The 22,744-nt window shown below is 43.6% G+C and carries 18 protein-coding genes; 9 read left to right on the top strand and 9 right to left on the bottom strand.

Going from position 1 to position 22,744, the window contains the following annotated elements:
• Positions 1 to 48: 48 nt before the first annotated feature.
• Together O9290_RS14995 and O9290_RS14990 are read right to left on the bottom strand one after the other, a co-directional pair.
• Positions 49 to 1,167, bottom strand: coding sequence for a universal stress protein (locus O9290_RS14995; RefSeq protein ID WP_288035797.1), 1,119 nt, complete (start codon positions 1,165 to 1,167; stop codon positions 49 to 51).
• A gap of 137 nt (positions 1,168 to 1,304) precedes the next feature.
• Positions 1,305 to 2,285, bottom strand: coding sequence for an ABC transporter ATP-binding protein (locus tag O9290_RS14990; RefSeq protein ID WP_288058240.1), 981 nt, complete (start codon positions 2,283 to 2,285; stop codon positions 1,305 to 1,307).
• Between the two features lie 280 nt (positions 2,286 to 2,565).
• On the opposite strand from O9290_RS14990, the gene dacB reads away from it, so the two are divergent.
• A complete protein-coding gene (dacB, locus tag O9290_RS14985) occupies positions 2,566 to 3,453 on the top strand; it encodes a D-alanyl-D-alanine carboxypeptidase/D-alanyl-D-alanine endopeptidase (RefSeq protein WP_288058242.1) in 888 nt (295 codons plus the stop codon).
• A 145-nt stretch (positions 3,454 to 3,598) separates the two neighbouring features.
• Here dacB and O9290_RS14980 read toward each other — a convergent pair whose 3' ends face one another.
• Both O9290_RS14980 and O9290_RS14975 read right to left on the bottom strand, forming a co-directional pair.
• Complete coding sequence (locus tag O9290_RS14980) at positions 3,599 to 3,865, bottom strand: DUF6761 family protein (RefSeq protein WP_002759637.1); 267 nt, start codon at positions 3,863 to 3,865, stop codon at positions 3,599 to 3,601.
• Between the two features lie 280 nt (positions 3,866 to 4,145).
• On the bottom strand, positions 4,146 to 5,111 hold the full coding sequence (locus tag O9290_RS14975; protein WP_288058244.1) for a M48 family metallopeptidase: 966 nt from the start codon (positions 5,109 to 5,111) through the stop codon (positions 4,146 to 4,148).
• Between the two features lie 31 nt (positions 5,112 to 5,142).
• Here O9290_RS14975 and O9290_RS14970 point away from each other — a divergent pair, with 31 nt between their 5' ends.
• Positions 5,143 to 5,298: a hypothetical protein gene (locus O9290_RS14970; RefSeq protein ID WP_012267676.1), complete on the top strand. Its 156-nt coding sequence runs from the start codon at positions 5,143 to 5,145 to the stop codon at positions 5,296 to 5,298.
• A gap of 90 nt (positions 5,299 to 5,388) precedes the next feature.
• On the opposite strand, the gene O9290_RS14965 is transcribed toward O9290_RS14970, so the two are convergent.
• From O9290_RS14965 to patD, 4 genes are all read right to left on the bottom strand, one after another.
• Complete coding sequence (locus tag O9290_RS14965) at positions 5,389 to 7,524, bottom strand: glycosyltransferase (protein WP_288058246.1); 2,136 nt, start codon at positions 7,522 to 7,524, stop codon at positions 5,389 to 5,391.
• 233 nt (positions 7,525 to 7,757) lie between these two features.
• Positions 7,758 to 7,901 (bottom strand): hypothetical protein, encoded by a 144-nt coding sequence (locus O9290_RS14960; RefSeq protein WP_288087223.1) that lies wholly within the window; start codon positions 7,899 to 7,901, stop codon positions 7,758 to 7,760.
• Between the two features lie 37 nt (positions 7,902 to 7,938).
• The gene (locus O9290_RS14955; protein WP_002759644.1) at positions 7,939 to 9,564 is read right to left on the bottom strand and encodes a dipeptide ABC transporter ATP-binding protein; all 1,626 of its coding nucleotides are present in this window, start codon (positions 9,562 to 9,564) and stop codon (positions 7,939 to 7,941) included.
• Between the two features lie 248 nt (positions 9,565 to 9,812).
• Entirely contained in the window at positions 9,813 to 10,169 is a 357-nt protein-coding gene (patD, locus tag O9290_RS14950) for a heterocyst frequency control protein PatD (RefSeq protein ID WP_288056707.1), read from the bottom strand.
• Positions 10,170 to 10,392: 223 nt separating this feature from the next.
• Here patD and O9290_RS14945 point away from each other — a divergent pair, with 223 nt between their 5' ends.
• From O9290_RS14945 to O9290_RS14930, 4 genes are all read left to right on the top strand, one after another.
• Positions 10,393 to 12,690 (top strand): RelA/SpoT family protein, encoded by a 2,298-nt coding sequence (locus O9290_RS14945; protein ID WP_288087222.1) that lies wholly within the window; start codon positions 10,393 to 10,395, stop codon positions 12,688 to 12,690.
• A 157-nt stretch (positions 12,691 to 12,847) separates the two neighbouring features.
• The gene (locus O9290_RS14940; protein WP_288057881.1) at positions 12,848 to 13,846 is read left to right on the top strand and encodes an MraY family glycosyltransferase; all 999 of its coding nucleotides are present in this window, start codon (positions 12,848 to 12,850) and stop codon (positions 13,844 to 13,846) included.
• A 277-nt stretch (positions 13,847 to 14,123) separates the two neighbouring features.
• Positions 14,124 to 15,524: a 3-isopropylmalate dehydratase large subunit gene (gene leuC, locus O9290_RS14935; RefSeq protein WP_288057878.1), complete on the top strand. Its 1,401-nt coding sequence runs from the start codon at positions 14,124 to 14,126 to the stop codon at positions 15,522 to 15,524.
• Positions 15,525 to 15,632: 108 nt separating this feature from the next.
• Positions 15,633 to 15,755 carry a hypothetical protein gene (locus tag O9290_RS14930; RefSeq protein WP_288087221.1) on the top strand — a complete coding sequence of 41 codons (123 nt, stop codon included), beginning with the start codon at positions 15,633 to 15,635 and terminating at the stop codon, positions 15,753 to 15,755.
• Here the strand turns inward: O9290_RS14930 and O9290_RS14925 are convergent.
• On the bottom strand, positions 15,747 to 18,185 hold the full coding sequence (locus O9290_RS14925; protein ID WP_288058789.1) for a glycosyltransferase family 39 protein: 2,439 nt from the start codon (positions 18,183 to 18,185) through the stop codon (positions 15,747 to 15,749). The two genes, O9290_RS14930 and O9290_RS14925, sit on opposite strands and share 9 nt — an antisense overlap.
• 137 nt (positions 18,186 to 18,322) lie before the next feature.
• On the opposite strand from O9290_RS14925, the gene zds reads away from it, so the two are divergent.
• From zds to O9290_RS14910, 3 genes are all read left to right on the top strand, one after another.
• Positions 18,323 to 19,783: a 9,9'-di-cis-zeta-carotene desaturase gene (gene zds / locus O9290_RS14920; RefSeq protein WP_288054702.1), complete on the top strand. Its 1,461-nt coding sequence runs from the start codon at positions 18,323 to 18,325 to the stop codon at positions 19,781 to 19,783.
• 229 nt (positions 19,784 to 20,012) lie between these two features.
• On the top strand, positions 20,013 to 20,708 hold the full coding sequence (locus tag O9290_RS14915; RefSeq protein ID WP_002759657.1) for an aldehyde oxygenase (deformylating): 696 nt from the start codon (positions 20,013 to 20,015) through the stop codon (positions 20,706 to 20,708).
• Positions 20,709 to 20,856: 148 nt separating this feature from the next.
• Complete coding sequence (locus O9290_RS14910) at positions 20,857 to 21,876, top strand: long-chain acyl-[acyl-carrier-protein] reductase (RefSeq protein ID WP_002759660.1); 1,020 nt, start codon at positions 20,857 to 20,859, stop codon at positions 21,874 to 21,876.
• The last annotated feature ends 868 nt before the right edge of the window (positions 21,877 to 22,744 follow it).

The raw sequence follows: 22,744 nt of genomic DNA, 5'->3' as shown, positions 1-22,744 counted from the left end.
CCCCACACCCCACACCCCACACCCCACAACCTCTTTCAAGTCAGGTAGTCACCTTTTCACCCCCTTGGCTCGCGCGTTTTTAATCGGTACTTTTGGTTCGGTGGCGATGATGTGAAGATCGATATTTTTCTGCCAGATCAGACGCATGAGTTTTTGGGTGAAAGAACCTTTGATGAAATTCTTCCAGCGCGATTGAAGGCTCTCCCCGATCACAATCTGGGTGATCCGTTCCCGTTCGGCCACTTCAGCGATCGCTGCCGCCACCTGATAGCTTTTAATCCGTAAGAATTTACCCTCGAATTCCCGACATAAACGTTCGCAGGTTTCGATATGTAAAGCCTCCTCTTTCGTGAGAAAGCGCTCGGGTTTATCGACGAAAATCACGAAAAATTCCGCGTTCATATACCCCGCTATCCGCGCTCCCCGACGTAATAATCGTAAAGAGTTGGGATAGGTGGAAATACAGACTAATACCCGTTCGTGAACGGGACAGGATTGACCGATGAATTTGGTCGAATTACTCGCTTCTTCTTCTACCGTATCGGCCACTTCGCGCAAGGCCAGTTCCCGGAGGGCGATTAAATTACGCCGTTGAAAGAAATTATTTAAAGATTGTTCGATCTTTTCGGGAGCGTAGATTTTTCCCGCTAATAATCTTTCCTCTAGGGTTTCAGCGGTAACATCTACCACGATCACTTCATCAGCTTCCTCCAAAATTCGATCGGGTATTCGCTCCCGCACCACCACCCCGGTGATTCGGGCGACCAGATCGTTTAAACTCTCGATATGCTGGATATTCACTGTCGAGTAAACATCGATTCCCCGGGATAAAATTATCTCCACGTCCTGAAAGCGTTTCTCTCGCTCCGAACCAGGCGCGTTCGTGTGGGCTAATTCATCGATCAGACACAGCTGCGGCGAGCGGGCGATAATCGCTTCCGTATCCATTTCCGAGAGAGTGAATCCCTCTTTCTCTAGGATTTTTCTCGGTACGATTTCCAACCCCCCGGCTTTTTCGGCGGTCTCTTTCCTGCCGTGGGTTTCGAGAAGTCCGATCACCACGTCGGTTCCCTGCTTTCTGAGGCTATGCCCCTCCTCCAGCATTTTGTAAGTTTTCCCGACCCCCGGGGCCATGCCGATAAAAATTTTATGTCTTCCCCGTCGCACGCTCGTCTCCTTTTTGGCAACTTCCCTTGTAGATTAATACTAAATCCAGTTATTAAAAACTGATTATCTATTCCCTCTTTTGCCTTTTGCCTGTCCTAATATGTAGCCTATACTCAACGGATTTGCTCTGAGAGTGCTTATTGACTAGAGGTAATACCGCGCTGACGTAATTGGTCGATAAAAAATTCTTCTAGGGAAGCACGAGCTAAATTCAGACTAATCAAGCGAGCATCGATACTAGGCAGGGCAGCCAGAAAAGCAGCGGGTTCTCCCTGTAATTGTCCCTGCCAACAATTATCGCGCCAATGCAAACCGAGTATCCATTGCTGTAGTTGATCCTCCCTACCACCTTGAACAATCACCTGATAGACATCAGCACGACCGAGAATTTGCTCGAGGGAACCAACACAGAGTAATTCTCCCCGGGCCAACAGGGCAATGCGATCGCAAATTTGTTCCACATCGGAGAGAATATGAGAGTTAAAAAAGATGGTTTTCCCCCGTTGTTTGAGGGATTGAATAATTTCCCGCACCTGATAGCGACCGATAGGGTCTAGTCCCGACATCGGTTCATCGAGAAAGACTAATTCTGGATCATTGATTAATGCTTGGGCTATACCAATCCGTTGCATCATCCCCTTAGAATATTGACGCAATTGCTTTTTCTGGGCAGTTTTGCGGTCTAATCCCACTAAATCCAATAATTCAGGAATGCGTTTTTTTTGCAGAAAAGAGGGAATTTGAAAAATGCTGGCGATTAATTGTAGGAATTCCCAGCCGGTGAGATAGTCGTAGTAGTAGGCATTTTCGGGAAGATAGCCGATGCGTTGCCTGACCGAGCGATCGCCAATTGGCTGACCGAGAATCAAGGCCCGTCCGGAAGTGGGTCGGACAATCCCCAAAAGGGTTTTTAAGAGCGTGGTTTTGCCGGCCCCGTTCGGGCCTAATAATCCAAAGGTTTCGCCCTCATGGACAATTAAAGTACAGTTTTTCAAGGATTCGATTTTTTTATCTAACCAGAATCCCGTCCGATAAGTTTTTTGTAAGTTTAACGTCTCTAGCACAGTTTGACGGCTGGTATTCGTCATTGTTTTGGAATCATCTGAGACAGAATACATGGGTCGGATATCCCTCTTCCTACACTTTGCTTTTATTATCCCCAAATTGTCACCAGCAATGTCAACGGTATCAAAATAGCCCGGTTTTGGAACCCAGAAAAATCCCAACTGGTCTTGAGAATAGGTATCAGTGTAGTTCTGGGCTATTGCCAGCTTTCTTCTCTGGCATGGGTGTGAATTAGCCGCTAAAATCTGTTAGAAAGGTAACTTTGACACTTGAGCGGCAACTGGTACAATAGGGCGAACGCTTACGGAAACCAGACTCTTACACAAACACAGCATGAAACAACTCCTCAATTGCCTCAATTCGTTGACAGTGGCCAGTGTAGCCACTATCGCTTTGGCCTATCCTAGCATCGCTCAAGTTAATCTGTCTGTTTATCCCGCTCCTTCCTCGTCGAACGAATCCATAGAATTATACGTTCCCCCGCCAGAAAACAATAACACCAATAATACCTGTACTCAATCGATCGGGGCAAATATCGATAAAGTTATTAGTCAAGCTCCCAATCAGTGGGGTATATTAATCGAATCTATCGATCGCCAAACAGTTATTTATAGTCATAACGCTGATCGCTATTTTATCCCCGCTTCTAATACAAAGTTATTTACCACGGCTGCCGCTTTACAAGTGATGAACCCGGAAACGACGATTCAGAAGAAATCCCTGCGCGATTGGGTTAATATCACTAATCAGAGAAGTAATAATTTCTACGCTGACACTCTTTTTCGCTTTATCGGCGGTGCTAAAAATGTTACTGCCATCTTGGCACAATTGGGCATCAATCCCAGTGGTTTTCGTTTAGCCGATGGTTCGGGATTATCCCGCCGTAATACCGCTACTCCCCGCTCGATCGTGGAAATTTTGCGGGTGATGTATTATTCTCCTAATCGCGACACTTTCTATGCTTCCTTACCGGTAGCGGGAATTAGTGGCACCCTGAGAAACCGAATGCGTCAGACGGCCGCTACTGGCACAGTTTACGCTAAAACTGGCACTCTTACCGGTGTGCGGGCCCTATCGGGTTATCTAGAAAACCCCAACCAAGAACCGATGTTATTTAGCATTATCGTTAATAATCAACGGGTTTCCGGACAGGCTCTGGTGAAAGCGATCGATACTATTGTTCTACAGATGACCGAATCTCGTTCCTGTCAAGCTCGGTAGAGCGCTGGTAAAAATCGCCCTGTCTCCCGACTCCTAACTCCTCAATTCTGCCCGATGCAAGAGGTCTAATCCCGGGGCGATTCTCGCGAGTCAATCCGATTTTTTGGGCGGAATGATGGCCAAATTCCCTTAACCCGAGATGGGGTTAATAATAGCCATAATCTGCTTCGGTTTGGGTTTGGGTTTGGGGGGAGAGATATTCAAAATTAGAGGGATCTCGGAGAAAACGAAATATTTCTTCTTCGAGACGATGAATTAGATAGGGTTCTATGGAACTAGAATGGCGTAAACAGGCTAAATAGCCTTCTACATATAGCCGGATCTCATCAAAACGCGAGCCACGGTGCCAAAGATCCACCATGTCATCGGTGAGTCTTTGATAGTAACGAATGGATTGGGTATCTTGGAGCATGGGCAGTAGAACAAAAAAGAGAGAGTGGGGGTAAGTGTGTATGGATAATCGTAGGGAGAATTGCTATTCTCGGTCCCCGATACCTCTATTGTACTCACCAAATTGGCAAAACACAGACGAGGGTATTTTCAGTGATCAGTAAAGGGTGTGGGGTGTGGGGTGTGGGGTGTGGGGTGTGGGGAGAAGGGAGAATAAATAAAGGCAATCTCCTGAATCCTGTCTCCTGAATCCTGTCTCCTGCCTCCTGCCCTCTGCCTTCTGCCTCCTGCCTTCGTATAGATTATTCGTGGTTTCTTTGTCTTTTTGCCCGTTCAATTTCCGCTTGTAGTTCTGCTATTTGTCGCTGCAATCTTTCGCTTTCGCTATCATGAGCATCAACATTAATTGAGCTTTTAACCCCTGTTTTGGCATAGTTTCCCCGGCGAATTTGACGATAGGATTCCGAGTTAAACCATTCCTGTAGATAATGCACTCTTTCCACGGAAAAAGGATGGGTTAAAAAGGAACCATTACCGCCATTATAAATGAGAAATTTATAAATCTGGTTTAAGTTATCTTGGTCTAATTGTCGGTAGGCTTCTCCTTGGCGAATAAATTCTTCTAAGTTGCATTCATGCAGATATTTTTGACTTCCTCCCGCACATTTCATTAAAGTTCTCAGGACTACATTTAAATCATCGCTAACTAATAAAGCGGCTCTGTCTGCGGATAATTCGGCTTTTCTGCGCCATTCATAAAAGGCATAAACTAGACCAGTAGTAATGGCTTTTCCTAGTCCTAAAGTGATGTCTCCAAGCAAATTAGCCGCCCCCATCACCCAAAAAGAAAGTTGAATTAAAATACTATGATCGCATTTTAAATGGCCTAATTCGTGGGCAAGAATTACCCTAATTTCTTCTTCATCTAATAGGTCTAAAAGGGCAGTATTAAAGACAATGTAGGGATGTTCCGAACCTAAAGAATAGGCATTCGCTGAAGGGTTTTGACTGACATAAAGATTCGGTTCTGGGGACATATCTAAATCCCGCAGACATTGGCGATATATACCGTATAAAGTGGCGTATTGACGCGGGCCGACTTTGAGATCATTGCCCATTAATAAAATTTGCTGGGGACGTTCATAGAGATATTCGGAAAAACTTTTCGCTAATAAATCAAACCCTGGAACTGATCTTAAGGCCTGTTCAGCTTGCTGATCTAGGGGATGTTTAAAAGCTTGACTGGAGATATCAGGATAAGTTGGCATATTTTTTCAAGGAAAAAGGGGAAAGGTAAAAATGATAATTCAGTCGTTAGTCAGAAATAAACGGGCATTAATTGCCAAGTTTTTAAGATTGTCTTGTCAACTTTTTCGAGGCAACCTATGGCATTATAGTCAGGAATTACTTCTAGAAACAGTTGGCGTTTATCAAATCAGTAATGTCTCTCAATAGGTTTTTAATTCTGCAAAATTGCGGATTCTAGAGTTTATTTGGTTGCGGTGACATAGAATAGACCTGTGGGAGAAATGAGCTTTTTTCTTGTTAACTATCCTTGGCAACAATTCCTAGATTCGATAACAAAGCTTGTAGGTTAGTTTGCACGGTAGCGGGTTGGTATCTCTTAATAGTTTCTAGGGAATTATCAGCGAGTTTTTGCCACAATTCCATATTATCATAGAGTTCGATTACCGCTTGGGCAAATTCCTCGGCAGTATCGGCAATTAAAACATCTTGGTGGTCAATTAATCCCATACCTTCGGCACCAATTTTTGTGGTAATAGTCGGTAATCCTAGGGAAAGACTTTGACCTATTTTACCCTTCATTCCCGCACCAAATCGCAGGGGTGCGACAAAAATCCGACTCTTTTGGAAATAGGGTTCCACTTCGGGAACATAACCGGTAACAATCACTTGATCATTGGCTAATTCCTTCACTTCATCCTTGAGGTTACTTCCCAATAAATTAACGGTAATATCGGGACGGGATGCCCAAACTAAGGGCATAATTTCTAAACATAACCACTTAACGGCATCAATATTAGGAGGGTGATTGTAGCTACCAATAAATACTAAACCGGCTCGCTGGTCAAAAGCAACTTTTTCTGACAGGGAAATTTCTTCATGGATATTGGGGATTACCCAAACATTTTTCACTCCTAAAGAGGATAATACCTGCTTTTCGTCTTCGGTTACTACTACGGTTGCTTCCGCTTGATTAGCATAGTTTAACTCTAATTTCTGATAGGTTTGCCAACTCCAGCTAGTATTTTGGTAACTGGGATCGAGATAGTCTTTTTGCCGTTTTAAACGTAGAAAATGCAGGTCAATTGTATCATAAATAATTGGTGCTTTTGTTTTTAAGCGAATTAAATCCATATACTTATCACACAATTCGGGACGACACAACCAAACTCCATCGATCAGGGGTAAATATTTGATTAATTTTTCTTCTAGATTATATCTTTGCGCTGTGCCATAAATAACTTCAATTCCCAGCTGTTGCAGTACAGAAGTATAGGGTTGTTCAGGATAGCCATTATCGGGAAAGAAAATCACTGAATAGCCTAAATTGAGCAGTAGCTTAAGAATATTTAATAAACGCACACAGCCGGATTCTCGATCGTATAGTGGAACGTAGGAATCGATGACTAAAATTGTCGGTTTTCCTTGTAAACGTCGGGCAGCTTTCGGGACATTATTAGGATCGTTATCTAGGTGTTTAGTTAATACCTTTGACCATTTTTCTCGAAACTTAGTTTGATTAATAACTTGATATTGTTTGATCCCACTAGAAAGGTCTGTTCCCGAGGTGATTCCTTCGTAGTGAATGACGTTAGATTGGGGTTGATAAAGGACTTGATAACCCAATTCTCGGAGGGCAAAACATAAGTCTGTATCTTCGTAATATGCGGGGATAAAGTCTTGAGAAAAACCACCTAATTGCTTAAATAATTCCGTAGGAACTAATAAACTTGCTCCCGAACAATAGTCCACGGGACGGACATAATTATATTCCGGTTCCTCGGGACTATCTAAGCGTCCATAATTCCAACCATCGGCAGAATTCCAGATAATTCCCCCCGCTTCTTGTTGTTTACCATTAGCATAAATTAACTTGGAACCCACCGCACCAACTTGGGGATTATTGATAATTAATTTTAATAAACTTTCTAGACAATTTTCTAGAATTCTAGTGTCGTTATTGAGGAAATATAGGTATTGACCTTTTGCTTGACTAGCCCCATAATTACAGGAACGAATAAAACCAGAGTTTTCTGTATTAGTTAATACTTTAATTCCTTTAACTAAAGTTGCTAATTGTTCTAAGGTTTCATCGCTGGAAGCATCATTAACAATGATTATTTCATAAGCTAAATCAGAACTTAGGTTAACACTCAAGGATTCGAGACAGTTAAAGGTGTAGGCAAATTGGTTATAAACAGGAATAATAATCGAGACTAAAGGATCATCACTACTGGCAATTTCTAGGGGTCGCGGTTCAGCTAGTTTAGCACTTTCGATCACCTGTTCTTCAAATTCAGAGGAACTCTTTCCTGTGAGAATTTTGATAATTTTCCGTTTCGTCTTTTTGAGTGCTGGTTTCCATCCTTCCTCTTGGAGACTAAAGACAAATTTTTTGAGCAGTTTTTTAACTTTAAAAATAATCATTATTACCATAAATAATCCTCTAGAGAAAACCAATATTGTGCTAAATTTAAATCTCTTTCTGCTCTAACAATAGCCCCTTCTTTTAATGGTTGATCGAGGTAGTTTCTCGGTTGTTCCATAATATAAGTAGATGGGTGGAATTAAATATAAGATGAACGTAGGTTGGGTTGAAGCATGAAACCCAACGCCCGCATGGGTTACGCTACCGCTAACCCATCCTACAAATAATTGTGCCTCCCTACTTATAATTTAATCGCTTCATTAATTAAATTATTATATTCTTTTTCAGGATAATCACTACTCGCCAACCATCGATCGAGAAGTTGCATGGTATCTTCAGGGAGAGTTATCTGAAGTTGTCTGGCCATTTTGTCTTTCCTAACCATATCTAGACAATAACAATTATAAGCCCCTAGAGCGATTTTAGTTGCTGTCGGGATAAATTCTCGGGGCTGCGGCGATTAATTTTTGAGTGTAGGGGTGTTGGGGATGGCTAAAAATCTGTTCAGTGTCACCCATTTCAACAATTTTACCCGCAGTCATCACCGCAATTCGATCGCAGAGGAATCTCGCTAACCAAAGATCATGAGTTATAAATAAATAAGTGAGATTAAATAACTTTTGTAACTCTAACATTAACTCTAAAACCTGTGTCTGAACACTAGCATCGAGCATACTAACCGGTTCATCACAAATAACTAATTCTGGACGAGTAATTAAAGCGCGAGCAATGGCTACCCTTTGCTGTTGTCCCCCCGATAACTCCCTAGGATAGCGTCGATAAAATTCCTCTACCGGTGTCAAACCGACTCGATCTAACATTGTTAAAACCTGTTTTTTAGCCGTTTCTAGATTAACTTTTTGATGGATAAAAAGCGGATCGGCGATACTTTCTCCCACCGTCATTAAAGGATTGAGACAAGCGAGGGGATCCTGAAAAATCATCTGCATTAAGCGCCGTTTTGGACGCATTTTTTCCGCCGACAAAGGGGTTAAATCTTCTCCTAAAAATTCCACTTTTCCCCCGGTGGGTTTAATTAACTGTAATAGGGTTCGCGATAGGGTACTTTTCCCACACCCCGACTCCCCAACTAAACCGAATATTTCCCCTCGATACAGTTCAAAATTGACTTCATCCACCGCTTTAATAAATTTCTTTTCTTTCTTGAAAAAACTATCTAAAAAGTTACTTTCTAGGGTATAATACTGTTTTAAATTATCCACCTTTAACACCGTTTCTTTGCCTTGAATTGCTGTGGATTTTTCCTCCCGTAGCTGTAGGTGTAAAGCGGCGGCCAAAAGAGAACGAGTGTAGGGATGTTGAGGCGCTTTAAAAACTGTTTTTACCAATCCCGATTCGACAATTTTGCCCCCCTTCATTACCGCTAATCGATCGCAATATTCTCCCACCATCGCTAAATCATGGGAAATTAACAATAATCCCATCTGTTCCTCGCTACATAAACGCTTTAATTCCCGCAGAATTTCCGCCGAAACCGTCACATCTAAACTGGTGGTGGGTTCATCGGCAATAATTAACTTAGGGTTTAATAATAAAGCTAAAGCAATGGCCACTCTTTGCCGCATTCCCCCGCTAAATTCGTGAGGATATTGGGACCAACGATTAGCGGGAATTTTCACTTTTTCTAGGACAGTACAAGCTTGACTTTTAGCTTGACGATAGGTTAAATTTCCCCGATGAGCTTGCAAAGTTTCCACACAATGATCGCCAATAGTCATCAGCGGATCCAGTCGCGTCATCGGATCTTGAAAGACTAATCCCACCGCTTCCCCGCGAAACTTTTCTAACTGTTTGCTAGATAAAGATAAAAGCGATCGCCCTTCAAAGGTAATCTCACCTTCCACGTGAGTGCGATTGGGTAATAACCTTAAAATAGCCTTACCGATGGTCGATTTTCCACAACCAGATTCACCCACTAATCCCAGAGTTTCCCCTTTGCCTATACTAAAAGACACCCCATCGATCGCCCAAGCGGGAGAACTTAATTCTGTCGGGTAGGCAATTTTTAGGTCTTTAATTTCCAACATGACGCGATCGGTAACGATAAAAGTTAGGACTTAAGTAAGTAGTTATAATTAAATCGAAGATAGATTTTGCCTCTGATCCCCCCTGCCCCCCTTGATAAGGGGGGTGCCGATCCCCCCTGCCCCCCTTGATAAGGGGGGTGCCGATAGGCGGGGGGATCCCCCTTGATAAGGGGGGCATCTGATAATTTTTAACGCCTACCTACTTAGGGTCAAGTATGCCACACAAACGGCGATCGAGCATTTAATTACTAATCGACAACTGACCCTAACAAAACCCGACAATACCCCTTTAAAGTCGCCACTCGCTCGCTAATTATCTGTAAACGTTTCTCCCGTCCTTGCCGCGCCGAGGCCAAAAATAACCAATCCGTCTCCAGCAATCGCCACGATCGATATAGTTCCGTCTGGAGCGTGCGCCAACGATTAGCCACCTCTGGGCTGAAATTGTCATCATTTAGTGACAATATCTCCCCTTCTAGACAGGTTTGTAAAGCTTGAAAAGATTGTAACCCCGTGGAAGCATCCCCATCCAGAAGGGCAAGACTGAAATCCTCCAGTTTTCTTAACAAAGATTTGTAAGCTTGATGGTAATTTGTCGGTAGCATCCAATACAAAGCGCGTTAGAATTTGTTACATAAGATTAACGATTTGCCGTCACGGTTGCAAGTCCTCTTCCCGATCAGAGACAAAAACTTAAAAGAATCCCGCCCTTTTCGCCGATCGATCCGATTCCAGTGTTAGAGAGTTAAGTAATCTGGCATCCCTTCGGCCTAATAATTTTCTAGTTATCCGTCTCCTCCCCCCCCCTATTATCCCCCCGATCTAACCATGAACGCCATCACTGCCATCCAACCGGAAACCCTCACCGCCCTTCCCCGGGCCACGGAACCGAAAAAAGCGTTAGTTTTACCCGATTGGCTGAAAGAATGCCTGATTACCTACGAAAACGACCCCCAGAATCCCGATATCGATTTAATCTCTAGGGCTTTTAATTTCGCCCACAAACTCCACGAGGGCCAGTATCGCAAATCCGGGGAACCCTATATCGCCCATCCCATAGCTGTGGCGGGATTACTGCGGGATCTGGGGGGTGATGGGGCAATGATCGCGGCGGGATTCCTTCACGATGTGGTGGAAGATACGGAAGTCACCCCCGAAGAAATCGAGGCTAGATTCGGTGTCGAGGTGCGTAATTTGGTGGAAGCGGTGACAAAACTCTCCAAATTCAACTTTTCTAGCAAAACTGAACGTCAAGAGGAGTATTTTCGCCGAATGTTCCTGGCGATGGCTCAAGTTCTCCGCGTCATCGTGGTCAAATTAGCCGATCGCATGCACAATATGCAAACCCTCGAACACCTCACCCCGCAACAGCAGCAACGCATCGCCCTAGAAACTAGAGAAATCTTTGCTCCTCTGGCTAACCGTTTAGGGATTGGCAGATTTAAATGGGAATTAGAGGATTTATGCTTTAAATACCTCGAACCCGATGCTTATCGCACCGTGCAGTTATTGGTATCGGAAAAACGTATCGATCGAGAGGCCCGCATCGAAACCGTCACTAACACATTGCGGGAAAAATTGCAAGAAATTGGCATAAAAGTTCTTGATTTACAGGGTCGCCCCAAACATCTCTACGGCATCTATCATAAAATGCACAATCAGGGCAAAGAATTCGAGCAGATTTATGATATTGCCGCCGTCCGCATTATCGTCGAAACCAAAGAGGAATGTTATCGTTGTTTAGCCATAGTTCACGACCAATTTACTCCGATTCCTAACCGTTTTAAAGACTATATCGGTTTACCAAAAGCTAACCGTTATCAATCCCTCCATACCACCGTTGTTGGTTTAAATGCCCGTCCCCTAGAAGTGCAGATTCGCACCCTAGAAATGCACCACGTTGCTGAATACGGGATTGCAGCCCATTGGAAGTATAAAGAAACCGGTTCTAGTCACACAACTTTAACCGCTGAGGATGAAAAATTTGCTTGGCTGCGTAATCTGCTCGACTGGCAAAAAGACCTTAAAGATGGCCAAGAATACATGGATGGCCTGAAAAATAATTTCTTTGAAGAAGATATCTATGTTTTCACCCCCAAAGGTGATGTGGTGGCTCTGGCCCAAGGTGCGACACCGGTAGATTTTGCCTATCATATTCATAGCGAAGTAGGTAATCAGATGAAAGGGGCAAGAATTAATGGTAAATGGTCAGTTCTTGATGCTCCCTTGCAAAATGGTGATCTGGTGGAAATTCTCACCAGCAAGCATAGTCACCCTAGTTTAGATTGGTTAAATTTTGTCGTTACTCCTAGCGCCAGAAATCGCATCCGGCAATGGTACAAAAAATCGCGCCGAGAAGAAAATATTAGCCGGGGTCGTGATTTATTAGAGAAAGAATTGGGTAAAACTGGCTTCGATGCCCTGCTGAAATCGGAACGAATGCAATCGGTGGCTAAACAGTGCAATTATGTGGCAGTAGATGATTTATTGGCGGCCTTAGGTTACGGCGAAGTTACCCTAAAAAATGTGGTTAATCGTCTGCAAGAAACAGTTAAAAATCAACAGGAAATTTTAACGGTCAAAAATCCGCCCGATGTCCTGACTGATTCCCAATTGATTCTACCACCTTCTCCCGTTCAAAGGGCTTTACCCGTTAGTAAATCACCGATCGCCGGTGTGGAGGGATTAGTCTATCGTTTGGCCGGTTGTTGTTGTCCTTTACCAGGAGAAAATATTACCGGTATAGTTGCCCATGCGGGGGAAGGTATTGTTATTCACCGTCAGGGCTGCTCGAATGTGGAAAAAGCCGAAGCTGAACGCTTAATTCCTGTTAGTTGGAACCCCCTAGATGACCAGGGACGTTATCCAACTTATCCAGTAAATATTCAGATTGAAGTGATTGATCGCGTCGGGGTTTTAAAAGATATTCTCTCTCGTTTAAGTGACCAAAATATTAACGTTCGCAATGCCGGAGTTAAGACTAATTTCGGCAAACCCGCTTTAATTTCCCTGAAAATTGAAGTAAAAGACCTGCAACAATTTGAACGCTGTGTTACTCAAATTAAGCTGATGAGCGATGTTTTAAACGTTCGTCGCATCAGTCAGGTGAAAAGCGAACGAGAGTAGGTTAAACCTAAAATTACCGCTCATATCCCCCAAACTTCAGAGCGCCTTAGCTTTTGAACTGGGATGCTGACACTGACTAAAACCACGATGGCAATATCGGCACTTTTTGTCACCGAACAACGTAGGATCGATAATTAATCTGAGCGCAAAAATCCCTATGTTATTATCCCTACTCTCAGTCATCAGTTTTCTGATCAGTTTTCTGGTGGTTGCCCTGATTAAACAACGTTTTAGCCAACAATTGTTAGATATTCCCAATGAGCGTAGCAGCCATAGTCAACCCACACCTAGGGGGGGTGGACTCGGTTTTGTCGTCGCTTTTGCTCTTACCAGCGGCCTCAGTTATTTTCTCCTTCCTCCTTCCCTACCTCTCATTCCCCTGTGGTTGTCCCTGACTCCTTTAATTATTATCGGCCTTCTCGATGATCGTCGCGGTATTCCCTCTAGTATTCGCTATTTAGTGCAGTTATCCTCCGCTAGTGTTGCGGTCACTTTTTTCGGTGCTTTTCCCCAATCTTGGCTATTAGATTTAGGTTTTGTCGGCAAAATTTTGGCTGTTATTCTCACAATTATCGGCCTGACCGCGATGATTAATTTTTATAATTTTATGGATGGTCTCGATGGCTTGGTGGCTGGCTGTACGGCGGTACAATTAGGATTTCTCGCTCTCTATTTTCAGCAACCAATTTTATGGCTTTTAGTGGCAGCTTTAGGCGGTTTTCTCCTCTGGAATTGGTCGCCAGCGAAAATTTTTATGGGTGATGTGGGTAGCACCAGTTTAGGGGCAATTGTCGCTATGGTTTTACTTAATAACCAGGGCAATCAAAGTCAGGCTTGGTCAGCTTTAACTATCACTTTACCTCTGATTGGTGATGCTATTTATACCCTTATTTGTCGATTATTAAAAAGGGAAAATATCTTCCAAGCTCACCGCAGTCACCTTTATCAAAGATTACAAAAATCTGGCTTGTCTCATTCACAAGTAGCGATTATTTATATGGGGGTAACTCTCCTGATTGCTATTAGTATTAACTCCTTAGGAATCCTAGGATCATGGCTGAGTTTACCTCTGATTCTAGGATTAATTTTTCTCGGAGAAATTTATCTGAATAGGAAAGTTAGCGAGCATAATTTAGCAGTGACAAGAAAAGAATAATTTTTTTTGCTATGGACTTAGGGGTTAGTCAAACCCAGAGAATGTTAGACTAAATCCTATTTAAAAATTATAGGATCGGGGGGTAAGGAGCAGCAGGAATCACTCAAATAGTTATTGGCTAAAGTCTTTTATTTTACTCAAAAACCGATGGTTTTAATCTGGCAAAAACTGAGCTATTTATCTATTATCCCTCCTAACCAAGAGAAAAGAAAAAATTAATATTTATCGGCCAGGGTTAGCTGATATGATCAAGGAGATGACTATCATTCCAAAGTCAATGAGCGCAAGAACATTATTCGATAAAGTCTGGGACGCACACACGGTTAAGATTCTTCCCAGTGGACAGACACAATTATTTATCGGACTGCATCTAGTCCATGAAGTCACCAGTCCCCAAGCTTTTTCGATGCTGAGAGAAAGGGGTTTAAAAGTATTATTTCCCAGACGGACTATTGCCACCGTCGATCACATCGTCCCCACCGAAAATCAGGCGCGTCCTTTCCTTGACGATTTGGCCGAGGAAATGATCCGGGCGATCGAAACTAATGTTCAAACCAATCATATTCCTTTCTATGGCATCGGTTCCGGCAATCAGGGCATAGTTCATGTGATCGCTCCCGAACGGGGTCTAACCCAACCGGGGATGACGATCGCCTGCGGTGATTCCCACACCTCCACCCACGGCGCTTTTGGGGCGATCGCTTTTGGCATCGGCACTTCCCAAGTACGCGATGTTCTTGCTACCCAAACCCTATCCCTATCGAAATTAAAAGTGCGTCGAGTGGAGGTAAACGGCGATTTAAACCCCGGTGTCTATGCTAAAGATGTAATTCTCCATATTATCCGTCAATTAGGCGTTAAAGGCGGTGTTGGTTATGCCTACGAGTACGCTGGTAGTACAATTGAACGGATGTCCATGGAAGAAAGGATGACGATTTGTAACATGGCGATCGAAGGTGGGGCCCGATGTGGTTATATCAACCCTGATCAAATCACCTACGATTACCTCAAAGGTCGTGATTTTGCGCCCAAAGACTGGGAAAGTGCGGTTAATTGGTGGGAAAGCATTAAAAGCGATGCCGATGCGGTTTATGACGATGTGGTGGTCTTCGATGCCGGCGAAATCGAACCCACAGTTACTTGGGGGATTACTCCGGGCCAAGGAATCGGGGTTAACGAAGTCATTCCCACTCCCGAAAGTTTACCGGCAAGTGAAAGAGCGATCGCAGAGGAAGCCTATCAATACATGAAACTCACCCCCGGCACCCCGATTAAAGGCACAAAAATCGATGTCTGCTTCGTCGGTAGCTGTACTAACGGCCGGATCAGTGATCTGCGCGAAGCGGCCAAATTTGCCCAAGGTCATCGTGTTGCCCCCCATGTGAAAGCTTTTATCGTCCCCGGTTCCGAAAGAGTCAAAAAACAAGCGGAAGCAGAAGGATTAGACCAAATTTTCCTAGCATCGGGCTTTGAATGGCGCGAGGCGGGCTGTTCCATGTGTTTAGCCATGAATCCCGATAAATTGCAGGGAGATCAGATCAGCGCCTCCTCCTCCAATCGTAACTTTAAAGGTCGTCAAGGTTCCGCTTCCGGTCGTACTTTGTTGATGAGTCCGGCGATGGTGGTAGCGGCAGCAATTAAAGGGGAAGTCACCGATCCCAGGGAGTTGTTAAATTAAATAGGGTTTGCTGAAAAAGTTTGTTACTGGGGTCAGGAGTCAGGAGTCAGTATTCAGGAGTCAGTATTCAGGAGTCAGTATTCAGGAGTCAGTATTCAGGAGTCAGATGTGAGTTTTCAGTTCACTGATTACTGTTTACTGATCACTGAAAAAAGCTTCTCCCCACACCCTACACCCTCCACCCCACACCCGACCCCCCACTTCCCCACTTCCCACTCTATTTTAATTTGATTGCCATAATTGCCAAGCTTTAACGAGATTTCCCCCCATCAAGGCAGCCACTGCATTTAAAGTCTTAATTTCCTCACTATCGGGATTTAATTGTCTAGCTTGATCTAAGACTTTTTGGGCTGCTTGCGGTTGCCAATCGTAGAGATAAATAAAACCTTGATAAGCATAATGATAGGGATTATAGGGGTCAATTTTAATCATTTCCTCCGTGGCTTTTATTGCCCCTGCCACATCCTGTTGTAGTACCTTAGAAATTGCTAATCCGTAGGCTAAAGATAATTTATCGGGGGGGTTTTGTTGCTGTAAACGATAGGAAAAAGCCTTGTCTGCTTGCAGCACATAATCCTGAATCGAATCGTATTGATTGATACGATTAGTTAACTCAAAAATTGGCTCAATACCCGTTAATCCTTGACCAATATTAGCAGACTTTAAGCGCAATTGGGTCACTAAATCTAATTGGGGCGTTGCTAACTTGGGAACTTGAGGATCGATGGTAATTTGAGCATTAGTTTTAATTGGATAGGTTTCGCCAGTTTCCCGATTGAGATAGACAGCAGATAAGCGATAAACTCCGGGGGTTGCTGCCGACTGCATGGCGGTTTTTTCAGTAACTTCAAAACCATTTTGTTGCTCTTCTGGAGTTAATTTTTCTGCCATTAATCCCCCCATAGCAATACCATGATCGTGCATCCAATAATCCTTACCGTCCACTTCTTGCCAGGTTAAAATTACTATCCCTGACTTTAATTGTTGCCAGTCTCCTGCCCATTTATAAACCACGGGAATGGGTTGATTAGGAGAAGCTTTTTCGGCAAGGGTAATCTCTCTTAATTCCACCCGTTTTGGCGCATTTTCAAGGGGGTTAACCGTGACGGAAGGATATATTTTTCGGTGTAGGGACAGGGTACTATCATCCGGTAGCTGCCAAGTTTTTTCCACTTGGAAATCTGGTCCAGTGGCGACTCGATTAACAATTTTTTTCTGGACATCGGGGACGGAACCCTGTTCACCAGTTTTAGTTAAAAACCAATCTAAAGAATTGACATCCTTTTCGATATCTTCTTCCCGAACTCCCACCTGTCTGCCGGCAACCTGGGAATTATGTTTACCACCGTAGAAAGAGAAAGTATGTTGATTTAATTCGGGGGTGGAAGGTAAAACCCCTAGAGTGCTGCGAAGATAGGGAGAATCGGCTAGAATCTCTTTAACTACTTCTTCCTGTTGCCAGCCGGTTTTTAAATAGGGATGGTGTTGTAATTCGGGACTGAAAACGTTAGTAATTAGCTCTCCCCCCAAGGGAAATAAATTTAAGCTGGTGAGGATAGCGGCAATAGTTATCGTTCCCCAACGGATACCAGGGGCAAAACGACCACGCCAAGATAATAAACCAACGGATAAAATTAAGGATAAAGTCGGTAAAAGCGGCAAAATATAACGAGCATCTTTATTGATATTTAGGGATGATAATAGGTATCCCCCCAGCAGAAAAACTCCTAACCAAATCCACACAGGACGATTAACCTTATCTTCGGTTTTTCTATGACGTAAGGAGATTAATAATCCCACCACAGGAACTAATAACAATACCCAAGAAAGAAAATAGGGTAAAACTTGGGCGTAAAATGTCCAGGCATCTGGACTGGTAAGAGGCGGATCTCCCTCCAAAATCGCCGAATCTACCGTGGCACGTTTGCCCGCGGTTAACATTAATAACCAATTCGTCCGATACCAGGGAAACATTAGCAATGCTGCCGTCAAAAAACTCAGCATTAATTGCGCTAGATTACCCCAACGTTTTCGCCGGAGATTTTCGCCCAATACCCACAAAATCGGTAAAAAGAGGAAAAATAGGGCGGTTTGTTTGACTAACATCCCTAAACCGCAAGAAATCCCGAAAGCGATCGCTTTTAGCCAGCCTTGACCACTAAATCGCCACCATGTCAAGCATAAGTAGGAAAACGTTACAATTGCCGCTAAGGGAAAATCTAAGAGATATTCGAGGCGATAATAGTATAAACCCGGGAGAAATTGACAGATTAAGACCGCCCAGAGTGCTACAGTCCCATTAAAGAGGATAATTCCCAATCCGTACACAGAAAAGAGCAGTAGGGCGCTATAGATAGCCATTACCCACATACCCGCATCAAGGCTAATACCAAAGAGATTAAAGAAGGGAATCGTTAAAAGATAGGTTAAAGGGGGAATTTTCGGGGACATTAGCCATAAACCGCGCCACCAATCCCCATCAAACCAGCGCGGATTTTGGAAAGCTTGGCTATAGATAATCCCACCGTTGAGATAATCGGCCTGATCCCAAGCAGGAATAGTATGATCGAGACTAAACCAGAATCTATCGACTAATATCCCCAATATCCAAATAATACTGACAATAATTAATCCCTGTCTCCCCTCTAGCGATCGCTTCAAAATGACTTCTCCCTAGTGCAACTCTCAATTATTCTGCCACGCTCTCAAGCGCCCCTGAAAAAATCGCCAGCAAGAAACACCAGACCGATCGGGGTAAAATAAAGATTTAGTGAAAAATTGTAACAGGAACTTGACAAATGCGAGTGGTGATCGTTGGTGCAGGGTTAGCGGGAATGGCAACAGCTATCGATCTGGTCGATGCGGGCTGTACAGTAGAAATCTTAGAATCTCGTCCCTTTGTCGGTGGAAAAGTCGGTAGTTGGGTAGATGCGGACGGTAATCACATCGAGATGGGCTTGCACGTCTTTTTTGGTTGTTACTATAATCTTTTTGAGTTAATGAAAAAAGTGGGCGCTTTTCAATCCCTACTGCTCAAAGAACACACCCACACTTTTATCAACGAAGGGGGAAAAATCGGTGAATTAGACTTTCGTTTCGCCGCGGGTGCGCCTTTTAACGGTTTAAAAGCCTTTTTTACCTCCTCCCAACTCTCAGCAGCCGATAAAATCTTTAATTCTCTGGCCTTAGGTACAAGTCCCATTGTCCGCGGTCTGATAGACTTTCAAGGAGCGATGAAAACGATTCGGGATCTGGACTCGATTAGCTTTGCCGATTGGTTTCGTAGCCATGGCGGTAATGAAGGCAGTTTAAAAAAAATGTGGAATCCGATCGCCTACGCGTTAGGATTTATCGATACGGAAAATATCTCGGCCCGTTGTATGCTGACGATTTTCCAATTTTTTGCCGCTAAAACCGAAGCTTCCGTCCTGCGGATGTTGGAAGGTTCCCCCCACGAATACCTGCATAAACCGATTATTAACTATCTGGAAGCTCGGGGCGCCAAAATCTCTACCCGTCGTCAGGTGCGGGAAATTCTCTATTCTGGAGAGGGCGAAAATCTGCAAGTTAATGGCATGATCGTCGCTAACGGAGAAACCACGGAAACTATCACCGCAGATGCCTATGTTTGCGCTGGTGATGTCCCCGGTATTCAGCGTCTTATTCCCCAAGATTGGCGGAAAATGCCGATTTTTGACAATATTTTCCGACTAGAAGCCGTCCCCGTCGCTACGGTACAACTGCGTTTTGACGGTTGGGTGACGGAGTTAAATGATGCCGAAAAACGCCGACAACTGCAAAAAGCGGTGGGAATTGACAATCTTTTGTACACCCACCAAGCGGATTTTTCCTGTTTTGCAGATCTTGCTCTCACCAGTCCTAGGGATTATTATCGCCCCGGAGAAGGTTCTTTATTACAGTTGGTTTTAACCCCCGGGGATCCTTTTATTAAAGCTAAAAATGAAGATATCGCCCAGCACGTTTTAGCGCAAGTCCACAAGTTATTTCCCTCCTCCCGGGAGTTAAAGATGACTTGGTTTAGTGTGGTGAAATTAGCCCAGAGTCTCTATCGGGAAGCACCTGGTATGGATGTCTATCGTCCCTCGCAAGCGACTCCTATTGCTAACTTTTTCCTGGCTGGCAGTTATACCCAACAGGATTACATTGATAGCATGGAAGGAGCCACTTTATCGGGTAAACAGGCAGCCAAAGCGATCCTACAACAGGCCGAGCGCCGGAAATCTTTAGCCACGGTTTGAGCAAACAGCCAGCAATCTCCTCCCTTGAGAAGGGATTGCCTCTAAACTTGTTTTCAGTGGCAAAAGATAACCGCTATAGCTAACTTGGCAAGTCAGCCCCTCAGGCCAAGCTATACAAAAAAGACCGATCAAGCTAGACTCGTAAAAAGATCACTCCATCTAGAAGGCTTACCCTAGACTGGAAAGAACGTCGGAAAAATCTCGTCAGAAATAGGAGTCAATCGAGTTTATGCCAGAGCTTGCTGTACCATTAGAGCTTGATTTCACCAGCGAAACCTATAAATCAGCCTATAGTCGCATTAATGCCATCGTTATTGAAGGCGAATACGAGGCCAATAGCAATTATATTCAATTAGCAGACATCCTCACCGATAACAAAGAAGAGTTACACCGTCTGGCAAAAATGGAAAACCGTCACATGAAAGGTTTTCAAGCTTGCGGCCGAAATTTGCAAATCACTCCTGATATGGATTATGCCAGAGCATTCTTTTCCTCTCTGCACGAGAACTTCCAAATTGCCTACGCAGAAGGTAAAGTTGTCACCTGTTTATTAATCCAATCTTTGATTATCGAAGCTTTCGCGATCGCTGCCTATAATATTTATATTCCTGTTGCTGATCCTTTTGCTCGTAAAATTACTGAAGGCGTAGTTAAAGACGAATATTTACATCTCAATTTTGGCGAAGAATGGCTAAAAGCGAACTTTGAAACCGCTAAAAAGGAATTAGAAGCCGCAAATCGAGCTAATCTTCCCATTGTCTGGAGAATGCTCAATCAAGTCGAGGATGATGCTCGCGTCCTCGGTATGGAAAAAGAGGCCCTCGTGGAAGACTTTATGATTAGCTACGGGGAAGCTTTAAGCAATATTGGTTTCAGCACCCGTGATATTATGCGGATGTCTGCCTACGGATTAACTGCTGTCTAAACCTTGAGCGTCGAGATTTCCTGTTTTTCCCCTGCTGCCGCTCAACACAGAGCGGCTCTTTTGTGTATTATATTTAAGAGTCTTAACGATTTCTTAGCAATATCCTAATTTTTATCTAGTGCCATCTAGTCTAACGAAAGAACAATCAATGTTTGGTCTTATAGGTCATCTTACCAGTTTAGAACACGCCCAATCGGTCGCCGACGATCTAGGTTATCCTGAATATGCTAACCAGGGATTAGATTTCTGGTGTGCTGCCCCCCCGCAAATTGTCGATGATTTTCATGTCACCAGCATCACGGGACAAACCATCACGGGTAAATACATCGAATCCTGTTTTTTACCGGAGATGTTGTCGCATCGTTGGGTAAAGTCTGCTATTCGTAAGGTGCTAAATGCCATGGCACTCGCTCAAAAAAGTGATATCAATATCACCGCACTCGGCGGTTTTTCTTCAATTATTTTCGAGGAGTTTAATCTCAAAGATAATCGACAGGTGCGGAATATCGAGCTAGATTTTGGCCGTTTTACCACCGGTAACACCCACACCGCTTACGTCATCTGCACTCAGGTGGAAACCCTCGCTGAAAAAATGGGCATCGATTTAGCTCAATCTACCGTCGTGGTTTGTGGGGCCACCGGAGATATCGGCAGCGCTGTTTGTCGTTGGTTAAATGAAAAAACCGATACAAAAGAACTAATCTATGTGGCACGCAATCAAGAGCGTTTACAATCTCTGCAAGAGGAGTTAGGACGCGGTAAAATTCTCCCCCTAGAGGAGGCTTTACCCCTGGCTGATATCATTGTTTGGGTGGCTAGTATGCCTAAAGGGGTGGAAATTGATCTAGATAAACTTAAGCGCCCCTGCATTATTATTGATGGTGGTTATCCGAAAAATTTAGGCATGGTATTAAATGCCCCCGATATTTCGGTGATTAAGGGCGGCATTGTCGAGCATTCCCTCGATATTGACTGGAAAATTATGAAAATCGTTAATATGGATATTCCCTCTCGTCAAATGTTTGCCTGTTTTGCTGAGGCGATTTTATTGGAGTTGGAGGGTTGGCAAACTAATTTTTCCTGGGGACGCAATCAAATTACCGTCCCTAAAATGGAACAAATCGGCGCAGCTTCCCGCAAACACGGGTTTCAACCTTTGTTATTTTAATTAATATCCCCAACCCCCCCCCACCGACCACGGAATTAGAAGTTTTAGGCGACAAATAATTAGAAGTGAGGGCTTGACTTTGCCAGCGGCTTGGGTTATGATTGTTTTATAATGGGATGGTCGTGTTTACAGCGAAACGCTTAGATTACCATTATGAATAAACTCTTTTAAAAATATTATCCCAAAATCTGCCGACAAAAGCAAGCAAAATTTTGCCATCAATTGTTAAGTTTTGTTAAGAAAAATCCTAAGAGTGGCAAGGAAGAGAACTCCCTTAACAGATCAGTCCGATCTCTTTGATAGTTTCTCAGGGCTTTTGGGGGAATTATAGAGATGTGGGGCTGATTTTTAGCTCGTTCCCAAGTTCTACCTGGGAACGCTTTGTTGAGGTTCTACCTGAATACTACTTTAAGGCAGAGCCTTCGACTCATTGTTCGCTTAATTTTTTAAGGGAAGGGTTTTAAAATTGCTGTAACCTTTATCCTGTATGCTTTTTAGCGAATAAGGTAAGCAGAAAATCCGAGAATGCGATCGCCAATTGACTCGCTCAAACCCTGATCAATTCGTTAACTTCCAAATGGTTTTTTTGTACTAATAAATATTCGAATAGAACGCTCAATGCGTTTGCTAGACTGTGTTTGAGACAATTTATCAAATTTTCGGTTCGAGAAATGAGCGAACGGTGAGTTTGAACTCTCAAAAATTAATTATGCAAGAAATCTAATAATAATTAGGGTTTGCTGAATAAATCTAAAAACCTTGTTGGATAGGGTTTTTAGACTTGTTTTCCCTCAAAAAGTGCCGACCTTTGGAGTGATTGGGGGGAAAATTCAGGTACTTTTTCCCTGAAAATTAGGTAATTGACCCC

Origin of the sequence: Microcystis sp. LE19-41.2A (assembly GCF_027530405.1) — a bacterium.
Classification (GTDB): domain Bacteria; phylum Cyanobacteriota; class Cyanobacteriia; order Cyanobacteriales; family Microcystaceae; genus Microcystis; species Microcystis aeruginosa.
Note: the sequence above shows the minus strand (reverse complement) of the source record. Positions and strands in the feature narration are given on the sequence as shown.